Origin of the sequence: Sphingopyxis witflariensis (assembly GCF_002205635.1) — a bacterium.
Lineage (GTDB): Bacteria > Pseudomonadota > Alphaproteobacteria > Sphingomonadales > Sphingomonadaceae > Sphingopyxis > Sphingopyxis witflariensis.
Genome location: NZ_NISJ01000011.1, coordinates 132,688 through 145,395, shown reverse-complemented (window position 1 = coordinate 145,395; position 12,708 = coordinate 132,688). Strand labels below are relative to the sequence as shown.

The 12,708-nt window shown below is 58.0% G+C and carries 12 protein-coding genes and 1 pseudogene; 6 read left to right on the top strand and 7 right to left on the bottom strand.

The genetic code is table 11. The annotated features are described in order from the left end of the window. The 5 genes and pseudogenes from CDQ91_RS17460 to CDQ91_RS17435 all read right to left on the bottom strand — a co-directional run. A pseudogene (locus tag CDQ91_RS17460) lies at positions 1-301 on the bottom strand (transposase); the annotation flags it as partial. Between the two features lie 474 nt (positions 302-775). Then, on the bottom strand, positions 776-1,783 hold the full coding sequence (locus CDQ91_RS17450; protein ID WP_058803336.1) for a hypothetical protein: 1,008 nt from the start codon (positions 1,781-1,783) through the stop codon (positions 776-778). Between the two features lie 116 nt (positions 1,784-1,899). After that, positions 1,900-2,487, bottom strand: coding sequence for a hypothetical protein (locus CDQ91_RS17445; RefSeq protein ID WP_144036813.1), 588 nt, complete (start codon positions 2,485-2,487; stop codon positions 1,900-1,902). After that, the gene (locus CDQ91_RS17440) at positions 2,487-3,335 is read right to left on the bottom strand and encodes a hypothetical protein (protein ID WP_058803334.1); all 849 of its coding nucleotides are present in this window, start codon (positions 3,333-3,335) and stop codon (positions 2,487-2,489) included. Before CDQ91_RS17440 ends, CDQ91_RS17445 begins: the two co-directional genes overlap by 1 nt. 17 nt (positions 3,336-3,352) lie before the next feature. Next, on the bottom strand, positions 3,353-3,829 hold the full coding sequence (locus CDQ91_RS17435; protein WP_058803333.1) for a hypothetical protein: 477 nt from the start codon (positions 3,827-3,829) through the stop codon (positions 3,353-3,355). Positions 3,830-4,027: 198 nt separating this feature from the next. On the opposite strand from CDQ91_RS17435, the gene CDQ91_RS17430 reads away from it, so the two are divergent. The 6 genes from CDQ91_RS17430 (at position 4,028) to CDQ91_RS17410 (ending at position 9,742) form a co-directional block, all read left to right on the top strand. Then, positions 4,028-4,579 (top strand): helix-turn-helix domain-containing protein, encoded by a 552-nt coding sequence (locus CDQ91_RS17430; RefSeq protein ID WP_082665166.1) that lies wholly within the window; start codon positions 4,028-4,030, stop codon positions 4,577-4,579. A 346-nt stretch (positions 4,580-4,925) separates the two neighbouring features. After that, positions 4,926-6,974 (top strand): relaxase/mobilization nuclease domain-containing protein, encoded by a 2,049-nt coding sequence (locus tag CDQ91_RS17425; RefSeq protein WP_088473968.1) that lies wholly within the window; start codon positions 4,926-4,928, stop codon positions 6,972-6,974. 31 nt (positions 6,975-7,005) lie between these two features. Continuing rightward, positions 7,006-7,293, top strand: a complete 288-nt coding sequence (locus CDQ91_RS21070) for a hypothetical protein (protein WP_144036812.1) — start codon at positions 7,006-7,008, stop codon at positions 7,291-7,293. Between the two features lie 315 nt (positions 7,294-7,608). Further along, on the top strand, positions 7,609-8,373 hold the full coding sequence (locus tag CDQ91_RS17420; RefSeq protein WP_088473967.1) for a hypothetical protein: 765 nt from the start codon (positions 7,609-7,611) through the stop codon (positions 8,371-8,373). Between the two features lie 282 nt (positions 8,374-8,655). Next, positions 8,656-9,300, top strand: a complete 645-nt coding sequence (locus CDQ91_RS17415; protein WP_088473966.1) for a MobA/MobL family protein — start codon at positions 8,656-8,658, stop codon at positions 9,298-9,300. A gap of 169 nt (positions 9,301-9,469) precedes the next feature. Next, positions 9,470-9,742: a hypothetical protein gene (locus tag CDQ91_RS17410; protein ID WP_088473965.1), complete on the top strand. Its 273-nt coding sequence runs from the start codon at positions 9,470-9,472 to the stop codon at positions 9,740-9,742. A 167-nt stretch (positions 9,743-9,909) separates the two neighbouring features. On the opposite strand, the gene CDQ91_RS17405 is transcribed toward CDQ91_RS17410, so the two are convergent. Next, on the bottom strand, positions 9,910-10,734 hold the full coding sequence (locus CDQ91_RS17405) for an SAM-dependent methyltransferase (protein WP_237246030.1): 825 nt from the start codon (positions 10,732-10,734) through the stop codon (positions 9,910-9,912). A gap of 439 nt (positions 10,735-11,173) precedes the next feature. Beyond that, positions 11,174-12,547, bottom strand: a complete 1,374-nt coding sequence (locus CDQ91_RS17400; RefSeq protein ID WP_088473964.1) for a transposase — start codon at positions 12,545-12,547, stop codon at positions 11,174-11,176. Between the last annotated feature and the right edge of the window lie 161 nt (positions 12,548-12,708).

The following is a 12,708-nucleotide window of genomic DNA, read 5'->3' as shown; positions in this document are numbered from 1 at the left end:
CAGCGCCTTCGGCGCGCGGGGCTCAGAAGTTTCCCCGGGCGGCCTCCTGCAATATCAGCTTGTCTAGCGTCAGGTCCGAGATCGCACGGCGAAGCCGCACATTCTCCTTCTCCAGATCCTTCATCCGACGTGCCTGATCGGTCTTCAGGCCGCCATATTCCTTACGCCACCGATAATAGGTTTGCTCGCTGACCGCGATCCGCCGACACGCCTCCGCGGTCGTCGCGCCCTGCGCCAGCACAACCTCCGCTTCACGCAGCTTGCCGATAATCTCTTCCGGGCGATGCTTTTTGCTCGGCATACCTTGTCTCCTTCGTAATCCAAAATATCATCAATTTTGGACCACTCAGAAGGGGGCAGATCAGCCGATGCAAATTCGCGCGATGATCTCTTCGCCTGGCTCGCCGGGCGGGTGCACCGTTGGGATGATTGGGGTGAAATCGCCTACCGAAAGGGCGCGTCTGCGCTGACAAGCCATTTGTTGTCGGTCATCGTCGGAGCGGGCGGCCTGGCTCGGTGATCGCTCGTCGCGGGGAAGATGCAAGCTGGCCGTTGAGCGTGGTCTATCATGTCGTCGAGCCGACGGCCAATTGAGCGTGTCCGCGCGATGACGGAGCTTCTGTATTCGCGTAGGACATGACAGCTTTCTCCGGAGGGATGTCTCGGCAAGGAAGCTGTTCAGAACAAGTCGAAAGCGAAATCTATATCACCCGGCAAGGCAGCGATCTTGTTGGGATAATGCTAAACTGGATGTAGGGACCTTCCATATAAATGTTCACCATGAACGACCGGACACTTTGCAAAATAGTCGCTTCGGCTGGTCGAAATTTACCTGGATGGCCTGTTGATCGCCAATTTCTATCGAACTGGCTTCAGTGATGATCATGTCGCTGGACAGTATGGGATGCTCGATCAAGCGAGTTATCGGCTGACCCGCCAATTGGCTGATCGCGATCTCGGGAAGGGTGCAATTCCACAACGTGAGCGAGCTACCATTCCAGTGAAAATTGGAATTTTGCGCGTCGTAACCTTCGCAGCCAATGTGTCCGTCTCGGACATACAAGTACAAATCAATATGACGTGCTTCAACAGTCCGATTGGCGACCCACCTTATTCCGTCAGCGATATCACATCGCTGCGCGATAGCATTGATTGCGATTTGGTCGATCGACCCGTCCGCTCCTTGGCGCGCCAGTTCGGTTTTCCTGGAAAATCTTAAGTCCATAAGTTCTCTGTGCGTTTTGAGCTTCGCGTTCAGCAAACTTGGATGGTCTGCAACAATATTGAGTTCAGAAGGGCTGAGTCTATTATCAAGCACTCGAAATTCTAAATCTGATAGGTATTCTTGTCTTCCGCACCACTCGTCTCTCAACAGCCGCGGTTTTACTAGTTCGGCATGCGTTGCGCCTCCTGACCAAGTCGAAAGCGTCTTCAGTGCCTCATGGCGGGCGTCATAAAGCATTGCGGAGAGAACATTTATCCCTCTGTCGCGAAAGTCCTCAAACACGGCGAATATAGCCTGACCGATCGCATCGCTGTCGGTGCATATCCCTCCTCGTTCTGTGTCGTCGCAATCGCCATATCGAACAACGACAAATGCGCCCGGGGAGAATTCAAGCTCGACCTCGAAGTCATAAATGTCACCGCAGTCTGCCCTTATACCGATCGATGTAATTCGGGGACGCCACTCGAAACCCCTCAAATGCTCATCCACATATTCAAGTATTTCAAGTGCGAGCTTGGACGCTTTGCTCCTGCCCTCATGTCTATACCACATTTTCATTGCGTTAGGCTCCAATGGCACATGACCGCGCCGTTAATTTTTTGAGGGTGGCAGATCGACATGCGCCGAGGCTTGGGGCGCACGGTTTTTCACGGCGACAAGGTGGGCAATCAGTATCATCGCCAAATGAACAGGCCGATGATCAGCGCAGTCTGGACTGCGCTAATGGTATAAAGCCTCCAGGGCTGCGGATTGAGCTGCTCGCGGGCTCGTGCGAGAAACTCTATGGCCCATACGCGCATTTCCGTTTCGATGAATTTTTGGAATGAATCACGCGTGTACTTGAATTCCCCGTACGCCGACGCAAAGTGGGCGGCAAGTTGGCTGACGTCGCGCCCCAGCCGCTCAATTTTTGCAATCCGCATGTCGAGTTGTCCGGCGCTCTGACTGGCGGCGGTAGAAATTTGAGCTACCAGTCGACCCGCCAATTCTTCAGCGTCCTGCATACTCGTCCGCCGCTGCGTTTCCGCGACTGCAATTACCTCTCCCGTGTATTGGGTAGCCCTCAGCAAATCGTTCACGAGGTTGCTCCCGACCTTCAATATGCCTGTCAACAGCCAGACGAGATTGTCCTTTTCAAGGTTGTGTTCTTCGGCGAAGCGCAGGATCAGTTCGACGTCGCCGCTGCCGTACAGATATTTCTCGAGCAGCTCTCGCGCCGAGGTAGAGGACAGATTTTGCAGATCGATATGGGGCTTTTTCATCAGAAAGGCCTCCATTCGATGCCTTCGAGGCCCAGCAGGTCTTCGATCTTCTGGAACTCGCGAACCCATTTGTTGAGCCATGATGCCATGTTGAGCCGGTCATATTGTTCATAATCGCCACCGACATGAGTCGCGGACTGGGCAAATGTCAGGCTCAGCGCCTCCGCCAGCGCGAACGGCCGCATGGGGGCGGGTGGCATGTCGATAACCTGACCGCCTGCTTCTTCGAACTTACGACGGACGTTGCCGCCGACCGTGCGGCCATAAAAATTGGTGAGAGGATCGGACGACCAGAGCCGATAGTCGTCATCGCGCACTCCCGCCATATAGCGTGCCCCGACATAGGACACCTCGCCGAAGGTATCGATCGCCTTGCCAACGCCACGAATAGCAGCAACGGTCGGTCCAAACGGGACAAGAACGATCGGCTCGCGATCATTGTGACGAATATGATCGACAAGATCGCGGGCCGTCAGCGATTCAGACAGGGATCCGAAGCGATCGAGCGACCCTGACGGCGTATCGATGATTACAAATTCGGCATCTGATTCTATCGCGTGAAAGATTGGGCGGGCGCCGTCGCGATCGAACAGATCAGCCTTGATAATCCCCTTATAGGGATCCTGCTCAGCGAGCAGTTTGCCGGAGTCATCGCGCTCGCCCAAACGCTGAGTCAGAGAGCCATTGGCCTTGTCGGCGTCGACGATCTGGACACGGAAATGACCTTCGCCAGTGGCCCGCAAAACGGTCGCTAGCGCGGTCTCCGTCGTGCTGAGGCCTGCGCCCCCCTTATCTTTGGCGCCGATGACTGCAATGCGGCGTCTTATGCCTCTGGTCGTCATTTGCATTTCTCCTTCGTTTCGGATCAGATTTCTTCATCGAGATCGATGCCCGGCTTGAACGGGGTCTCAATCGTCTTGGCCTTGGACGCTGATGAAGTTTGGGGCGGCGTCAGGATGGCTTCATCCTGGGCAGACGGTGGTTCGACGATCTCAGGCGGTTTATCTGGCGGCGCGGGATCGGACGGGGCTGCCGCGGCATGCGGATCCATTTCGTCAGCCGGCTCCGCGATCTGGTCCATCTCCATGGATGGTTCTTCCGGATTTTCGCGGCGCAGGCGGCTGAGGTACACCCGCAAAGTCTCTGCCGAGATTGCAACGCCAAGCTCATGCAGGAATTCGACGATTTGCGCGTCGGTCCAGCCGTTGGCACGGCGAATAAGGATTAACGGCGCTGCCGTTCGAATGACGCCCATAAGGGGGACGCGCCGCTGGGGAGGATCTTGGACGTCTGCCTCGCGCTGAGCATTGACCACCGTCTCGATGGCCGCGGCATCAAACAATGTACGCTTGCCTTGAGGTAACGTCGTTCGTCCATCGGATAGCGCCGCGCTTGCGGGCTTTGGTAGGGGCGATGATGTGTTCATTCCTGCATTTTAGTCTGGCGGCATTGACTAAAATGCAAAATGTCACATATTTTTTTAGTCAGGATTAATCTGCGGTCTCATCGGCATGCGGAATTTTAGAGAAAGTTATACTCAATGCGACTGTTCGAACCCGAGACTGAATTACGAAAGGCCCGGAAAGCGTGCAATTTGACACAGGCCAAGCTCGCCCGGCGGACTGGCTACAGCCGGGAGACAATCTCGAGAATTGAAAGCGGCCAACGCAAAATGTCACGCGCATTTCGCGATATTCTTTTGCGTGAGGAGGTGTTGGGCAAACATTTGCCTCAAGAAGCCGGTCTAGGCGACGCGCCGGGGGGATGGCGCAATTATCGCTGCTATCTTGCGCGCTGGATCGGAAAACGTTCAATGGCCGATGTTGCACAGGCGGTCGGGATCAGCATCAGCTCGGTGAGGAAGTTCGAACGCGCCGAGGCGACGCCCCGGGGCATCGTAGAAAGTCGACACTCCACCAAATATGGGGACATTAGCGAGGCCTATGCCAAGGCGCTCGGTTTCGATGGTGTCGACGATGCCGACGCCTATTTGGGAGCGAAAGACATCACCCCTTGGCTAAAACGCATCGCCCGAATACGCGGCACTGAAGATCGCCTCAAAGCCGCTCGCATGCCGGAACCTGACTACTGACGTGGTGATGTCGATGGGTTGATCGAACCCGGTGTCAGCAAGCTTATGCCGTCGCTGACCATACGAGCCTCCTGCCGGATCATTGCACTGCTTTGTTATGTTATGTCATGTTTGGACATGACCCCCACGATCACGTCGCGTTCCAGCTGATTAGGTGCGATTGCGCTTTGACGCGCAGCGTAATACCGGTCCATTTATTTGACACAGGATGGGGCTTCACCTGAGAGGTGAAGCCGACGCCACGGCTGCTCGGCGCTTCGCTTCTTGCAGCCATGGCAAATTAGTTCAAGTCAGTAGCAGTTCCACGCCGTAGGCGATTGTTACGGAAGATTAGATTGGCGGCGCCATGCAGCGCCTCCATCTCCCGACGATGGTCATTGTCGAAAAACCGGCGAAAGAAAAGGGCGGGGCGGGATCCCGCCACGCGCGGTCGCTCGCCCGCTATATGGAAATCGCCAAGCGTGATGGCCAGGCACACGAATTTGGTCTGGATCTTGCCCATTATCTGTTGACCGACAAGTCGCCCGGCGCACCGGAAGAACGCGTCATCGACCTTGGCGGCCTCACCCGAGGGCAAAACATGGATTGGGCCGCCGCTCGCGATGAAATGGAACGCCGACTTGCGCTGCGCTCTTCGCGGTCGAAGAAGCCGGCGCGGCATGTGATCGCGTCGGTGCATGGCGATGAAATACTTGATGGCAACTCCTGCAGCCGGATTGCGATGGTGTTGGCCGAAGAACTCGATTGCACAGACGCACTGATCCTATGGGCCCTGCATGGCGACACCGACAATCTACATCCGCATCTGCTGGTCCTAACGCTCGACCAGGAAGGGCGAGCGACTCCCTTTGGTCCTGGAGGTTTGTCGCATGAAGCAATGCAGCGGGCGTGTGCCCGGTTGGAATATGAGCTTGGACTGAGACCGGAACCAGGAGCCCGCTATGTAGCCGATGCCCACAACGTTCGCCGGGTCGAGCCTATCGAAACCAAGACCGATAAAGCGAAGCATCCCTCGCCCTCGCTCAAAACCCTGCAATGGGAGGAAGAAAGCGGCGTCGAGTCATTTACGCGATTTGCCCAAAAGCAACTCGCACCACTTCTGCATGCCGCCCAGAACTGGAGCGATGCCCAGACGGCACTTGCCGAGCACGGCGTGATGGCGGTTCAGACTGGGTCGGGCGGCGAGTTACGAAGCGCGGACGGCCTTCATCACGTCAAGATGTCGGTCGTGGACCGAAAGCTGAGCATGCCGAAGCTGATCAAGAAATGGGGCCCCTGGACGGCGCCCGAACCGCCGGAGCATCAGTTCATTCCACGCATCATCGACCCGGAAAGGGCGGGAGCTTGGGCGACACGCGACCAGCATCGCGCCGACGCTTGTGGTATTATCCAAGAACGCATCGCTCGGCTAATGGCGGAAAAATTGGCCGCGGTGACGATGCTGGAAGCTGAGCGTCGGATTTGCCGCGCCGAGGTTGCAGCGCTTGAGCCCGACCCTGCGGTCATCGGGGTTGGCGCGCTTCAGTCAGCGGTCTCATCAATGTTCAAATCTCGGATCGCCGACGTTCGAGCGCAATATGATGCCCGGATCACTGCACTGCGCCAATTGCGCGCTGAAATCGACGAATTTCCGGATCCCGCGGCTATCGACCTCCCATCGCTCGAGGGAAACGATGCGTCGTTTGACCTGGGCTGGGCGCCAAGCCAACCGGGCCGGCGCGAATTGCGAGGTTATCGGTCAGTCGAAGTGGGGAATGCCACCCAATATTGGTCCATCGAAGAGGGTTTTAGGCAACCTGCATTCGTCGAGCGCGGAAACCGCATCTGGCTCCAAAATACTTCCGATGCGACCCTTCGGGCTGCGCTGTTGGTGGCAAGGGATCGTCATGGAGATGTCGCTGCGTTTGGCGGCAAGGACTTTATTCGCCAAGCTCAACGGCTCGGCGCCGAACTCGGGATCCCCGTTCAAGCACGGCCGATCGCGCAGCCCGAACCGGTGCGCAAGCGTTCGCGGCGTGCTGAGCGCTGGTACGCGGCCATCGATGCTGCTGCAGGTCGCGGACAAAATGTTGCATCCCATACTGCGGACCCAAGCCCCGAGGCCGACAGGGCGAGCACCATCGACCGCGACGTAGCACCATCCCCGGTCAATGCTTCGGATGGATATCGGCTGCATATGCGCCTGCGTCGCCGGGTCCGGGCGCTCGTCGCACAGCGGCTGGCCCGCTGGGACTGGGATCCCGGAGAATACCGCGAACGTGACCCAAGCGTCGCCCGCGCGGGTCCGCATAAATACACCGATGCCGATCGCGGGTCGGGGCCGATCAAGCCAGGTGAGCCGAGAACCGCCATGCAACAGGCACGAGGGCAGTCGCCGCCTGATTGGTCGCGATGACCGAATTTACCGTTGACCAAGGAGAATTGCAGTGCCGACCAACGATATTTTCCAGCCAAGCCAGTTCCAAACCCTGCGGCGAAATGATGATCATGTCAGCCCAGTACTCAGCCATCCGGCATCCGGTGTGACGTTGACGCCCGATCCCGCTTGCACCTCGTGCCGGGCTGCGATGTGGCTGTTCGACACCGACATCCGCTGCTTCTGCAAAGTGCTCAAGGAATACACGTGGGGACGAGGGCGTGATCCGGTCATCGCCTGTGACGAGCGCGAAGCCTTGGCCGAAGTCGCTGAAGAAGCAAGCCGCGGATCGGATTGATCCCCATAGTACGTTTCGTCGACACGACAGGCGTAACGTCGGTCTTCTAGTCATGTACCAGTCTATGGGGAAGCGACTAACCGGCGGTCGCCGCCGCCGATCACCGGCTGCCAGAAAACCTGCCACCCATAAATGACGACCACCCCTGCGGCGCAGCCGCAGAACGACCTCGCATGTCCGCCGGATGGAAAAGCGGGACGCGGCTGCGCGCCCGCCGAGCGGTGGAGACGCTGACGCGGGAAGCGAGGAACAGGGTGAAAGGAAAAGAGGCAGGAGTTCTGTCTCGGATCCCTGATCCTCCGAAAGGAGAATATCGTGAACGAGTATCAACTTCCCAAATGCCTGCAGGTGATCGGTCTGGCATGCATTCCCGTCAACGACATACCAGACGAGCATCCGGCGCTGGCACGCAGGCCGGTTGCGGCGGCGGTCCTGACGATGGTCGATCAAGATGATGGTCATCACTGGATCAACACGATCTGCGTCTCCGACGCGCGCAAGTCGGAAATCCCATTGCCGCACTTGCTCGACAAGACCCTGTTGCCGGGCGCGGTCCAGATCGTGTCCACCGCTGATCGCATGACGCTGGCGATGGACGCGATGAGCCGGCGCTTCTTCGTCGAGCCGGCTCTTGCAGAACTTTGCTTTGGCGATACGGCTATCGATCCCGCCGCAATGGGTGAACACGGGTTCGATGAGCGAACAGCGTGCCGCCGCTTCTCGATCCCGATGCCCGAGATCGGCGATGCGGACATTGAGCTTGCCTGGTCGCGCTCCACGTCGGCGGCAGCCGAAGACCATGCGCTTCGCGTGGCGACCGCACGCCTGATGCTGTGGGCGCATATCGAAGCCTTCCGCAGCGCGCGACCGGAACCTTTCTTCGAGACGATGCTGGCCCTGCGCAACTGGATCGATGCCAGCGAGTATCTGACAGCCGCGCTCGCCGATATCGGGAACTCACGCCCAATCCGCCGCGCAGACTCGTTTGCGCATCATTATCGCGACTATCGACAACGGCTTGCTGCGGGCGACGAGACCGCGCGGTGGGTGAGCTTCGAGGACGGGCTGTTCCACGCCTGAGCGAGCGTAACTCGTAAGCCCACCATGGAAAGACAAAATGGCCTCGCTGCTCGGGTCGCGCGAGCAGCGAGGCCTGCGAGCGTGCATATGCACAACGCTTCGCATGCGATGGGCCGCTTTCATGCCCGTCAGGGCACGGTCTAGCGACCAGCTTTAAACATCCGGTGAATCGGCGCACAGCAGCCGCTGCGGCGCCCTCTCGCCATCCCTCCATCACACATGAACTCAGCAAGGGGACCGCAGCGATGCGGTCCCTTTGTCCTTTACAGAAAGACGTACCAAATGACGACCATCCACAACATCCGACCGTTCAACACCCGCTATGTAATCCGGGAACGCTCAAGCCGATATACGCCTGAACTCTTGCGCACGCACCGCACGGCGCAGGCGAGCTACGCTTACATCAACCGCCAGAATAGCGTTGATGAATGGGGTCCGACGCCGAACTGGGCGTCGCGCCCCGACCTGGCGGCGGCGGGCCGATGTGCTCCTGCCCGCGCTGCTGGCCCCAAGCTGGGGGGAATCGCGCTGTGGGCACAAGCGGATGAGAATGCGGTCCGGTATCGGCCCGACGAGCCGACAATCGCGCATTGCGTTGGCAGCCTGCCGCGCCATGAGGACCTCGCCTTCTGGCGCAATCTGATCGAAGGCTTTGCCGAGGATTATCTCGTGGCCCGCGGCATGGTCGTGGACTGGGCGATCCATTACCAAGCGGAAAGCGATGAGCAGCCGGAAATCGCACCGCACGTGCATTTCCTCATCACCTTGCGAGGATATGACCCGGAGCATCGCGATTACGGCAAGGTTCGCCAGAACTGGCTGCGGACGGACAACTCCCGCAAGCGCCTCGCCGAGCGTTGGTGGGAGCGGACCGGAATCGTCCCGCCCGAATATGTCATGGCGGCGACGGCGCAAAAATCTCGGTGAGATCGTGCCGGCACCGGGCACCGAGCACGGGCAACGCCCGGTGCCGAACACCCTGAATATCGCAGTGCCTGTTATGGCTTCAGAAGGATCGGATAGGGATTCCTTCAAACTAGAACAGGAGAGAAATTGAGCGGAGAGGGTGATCTGAAGATCGGAGGAGAAAAATAGAATGTTTATCGTTGAACCAACTGCTGTAGTCATTGCTGCGTATGTCACGGCCCTCGTTATGCGCGAAATACCGCGCCTGTTTGCATTGCTCATCGTCCGGATCGCCGACCGGCTGTCGGCAGCTAGGCACACTCAGATCGTGGAAGCGCTTAACGGCCGCAAAGTCCCAGCGACTTGGACCGCGTCGTCGGAAGATCGGAAGTTGTTGCGCGCCGGCATGCGCTCTACGATGCGTGTGACGACGTTTCGCTCGCTCTATCCTCTGAACCGCTGAAATCGGCTGTTAGGCCCATTTTGACTGCGACAATTTACCAGAATGATTTGCATGCGGTTCGCCTCGCCCGCAAAACACGGCATTCTCTAATTTCGAACCGTGTGACTCGAGGAGCCAATGTCTCCAAGGAAGCGGAGATCTCAGATGATGGCTTTTCGGGGAAATGCTTACCTCCCGGTCAATTGGCGATAGAGCGACACGATCTCCGACTTTGACAAGCTCGGATTGCCCGCCACGTTGAGCGCGACCCTGGTAAAGTTGAGCCGTTTCATTATTGGCTCCACCTCGCCTCGAATGAAATAGTGGGAAGACGGACTCCGCGTGAAGTCTCGGTGCACGCGGCCTGCTCGCGCACCGACGCGCTGTATCGCGAAGTCGGCTCGATCTGGCGTCGTAAAGCTAAAATCCCGGTGATGGATTGCGACATGTTGCAACTCTCGCAGCTCATCGCGACGCTCCCAGATCTGGAATATAGCCGGTACGTCGTACGGCTTGGACCTGAATAGGAACGCGTCACGCTGCACAGTCTCCTCGTGGATTAGATGGAAGTTACGATCGAGGCGATTTTCTATGGAAGCCTTCCGAAAGGTTCGCGGCAATATCAGTGCGATGACACTCGCCTGCCATGCAGCATGGTTGAAGAAGCGTACTGCCATACTGGCACTCCGGCCGAACGGCGGATTGCCGACCACAGCCACCTCTCGTTCGCTGCGGATTTCAACAGATAGGAAATCAGCTGTAACTATGCCAGGGAACTTTGGATCAACATCAAACGCCAAGCTCCCTTGGGGCATCAGCATGAAAAACGATCCCGTACCGGCGCTCGGCTCGACTAGCTGGTATCGCTCTGGATTGCAGAATTTCCGGAAAGATCGATAGAGCTTTTGTGCTACGTGTTGACGTGTGTAATACTGGTCCAGCAGTACATCATTCGTTTCCATCCAATTTTTCATTTTTACACCCTCGAGACAAAATTCAATCTCGTCGGACATTTGTATTTTGCCGACCCTAGGTTTTAGGATGGCCGGCAGGTTCTCCCAAGCCGATGAGTGATTTTTTTCAGATGTTCTATTTTTTGGCTATAGAAGACATAATATATATGGGCGTCATATTGCATTTAAGGTCGGCAGAAGGCCGGATTTGCACGGGGGACATCGCGACGCGGGTGCGCAGGCGAATGGATGCGCTTGCCTCTCGGACAAACAACAATGCGCCGCTCATCTTGGGAAAATCGCCCCTTAAGGCACCCGCTGTTTAGGAGCCCAACCAGCCCACGCGGGTCGATCTAGTCTCCTCTCGGACGCTTCCGCTTTGCGCCTCATTGCGGCCCTCCCAGGGGACCTCGATGCGAACCTTATTCTGTTGAAGAAGTCGCCCGGAGTGAAGCTGAGCATTGCAGCGGAACGGAGACGAGCGACCTTTCTATCTTGATCAGGCGGCGGCGCGGCTCTGCATCGGGATGATCTTTGCCATTTTGCGGAGGTTTTGGGCTGCTGCTGCCAGATGGAACTCGTCGCGGGCGCCACTGGGACCGCGCAGACGCAAGCGGTCCAGTTTCAATATTCGCTTGAGGTGGGCGAACAGCATTTCGACCTTCTTTCGCTCTCGGCTCGATACAAGATAGGCGTCGGTTGTGGCGATGTCGCGAGCCATGTCACGCGCGCCTTCGTGGATCGAACGCGTAACCTTGCGGGCAGGCGCATTGGGCGTGCACTGCGGCTTCAGGGCACAGCCCTCACAGTCGTGCTGACGCGCGCGGTAGCGGATGGAGCCATCCTTATCGATCCCGGTCCGCGGTGTGCTGAAGTTACGATTGGACCGCCGCAATCGGTTGCCGCTTGGGCAGATATAGCTGTCGTCGTCATGGTCATATGTGAAGTCGGCCCGCTCGAAGCTTCCGTCGTTGCGACCGGACTTTTCGAACACAGGGATATGCGGCTCAATGCCTTTCTCTTCCACCAGCCACGCCAGGTTCGCGGCGGAACCATAGGCTGCGTCCGCTACAAGCCGATGCGGCCAGATGCCGAAGCGCTCTTGTATCCGATTGATCATCCTGCGCTGCGCTGTCACTTCGGCCTGCCGCACCGAGGTCGTCGCCTCGACATCGACGATTACCGCATGATCGAGGTCGATCAGATAATTGGTGCTGTAGGAGTAAAAGGCCCCCTCACGTGTGGCCGCCGTCCAACGGGCGGCAGGATCGGTCAGCGCGATCCGCTTCGGCTGGACAGGCGTCGAACCGCCGAACGCTGCATCGTCCAGCACCTCCAGATATTCGCGAACGGCGCGGCCCGTCACGTCGGGCGGCAGACCTTCGTCCCCCGGCACTGATCGCCGGCGATATACATCGGCACGGATCAGGCTCGCATCGACGGCAAAGCCTTCGCCACCGACCAGGCCTTCCGCCATGCAACGCGACACCGTCATCTCGAACAACTCGCGAAGCAGATCGCTGTCGCGGAAGCGGCCGTGCCGGTTCTTCGAGAAGGTCGAGTGATCAGGAACCGCGCCATCCAGCCCGAGCCGGCAGAACCAGCGGTAGGCCAGGTTCAGATGCACTTCCTCGCACAGCCGACGCTCTGAACGGATCCCCATGCAATAGCCGACGATCAGCATCCGGATCATCAGCTCCGGATCGATCGAGGGTCGGCCTGTCTCACTGTAATAGGGCCGCAGATGCTCGCGCAAATCACCCAGGTCCACGAACCGGTCGATCGATCTTAGCAGGTGATCCGCCGGAACATGGTCCTCGAGGCTGAAGCTGTAAAACAGCGCCTCCTGCATCACCGTTCGCTCGCCCATCATCAGACTTCTCCCGACAACGGGACAAGTGAATCAGCACTCACGCATCATTGCAAGCGGGAGTTTTTCAACAGAATACGAACCTTATACCTGCCATTCGTTCGGTCGAGCGTCGCTTGATAGACGTAAGCTGTTTGGGACAAAGCGCAATTGCTATAGTCTCG

What these genes read in the sequence shown, in the direction of transcription:
- CDQ91_RS17450 (WP_058803336.1), bottom strand. Translation starts at nt 1,783, where the DNA reads ATGAAAATGTGGTATAGACATGAGGGCAGGAGCAAAGCGTCCAAGCTC.
- CDQ91_RS17445 (WP_144036813.1), bottom strand. Translation starts at nt 2,487, where the DNA reads ATGAAAAAGCCCCATATCGATCTGCAAAATCTGTCCTCTACCTCGGCG.
- CDQ91_RS17440 (WP_058803334.1), bottom strand. Translation starts at nt 3,335, where the DNA reads ATGCAAATGACGACCAGAGGCATAAGACGCCGCATTGCAGTCATCGGC.
- CDQ91_RS17430 (WP_082665166.1), top strand. Translation starts at nt 4,028, where the DNA reads ATGCGACTGTTCGAACCCGAGACTGAATTACGAAAGGCCCGGAAAGCG.
- CDQ91_RS17425 (WP_088473968.1), top strand. Translation starts at nt 4,926, where the DNA reads ATGCAGCGCCTCCATCTCCCGACGATGGTCATTGTCGAAAAACCGGCG.
- CDQ91_RS17415 (WP_088473966.1), top strand. Translation starts at nt 8,656, where the DNA reads ATGACGACCATCCACAACATCCGACCGTTCAACACCCGCTATGTAATC.
- CDQ91_RS17410 (WP_088473965.1), top strand. Translation starts at nt 9,470, where the DNA reads ATGTTTATCGTTGAACCAACTGCTGTAGTCATTGCTGCGTATGTCACG.
- CDQ91_RS17405 (WP_237246030.1), bottom strand. Translation starts at nt 10,734, where the DNA reads ATGTCCGACGAGATTGAATTTTGTCTCGAGGGTGTAAAAATGAAAAAT.
- CDQ91_RS17400 (WP_088473964.1), bottom strand. Translation starts at nt 12,547, where the DNA reads ATGATGGGCGAGCGAACGGTGATGCAGGAGGCGCTGTTTTACAGCTTC.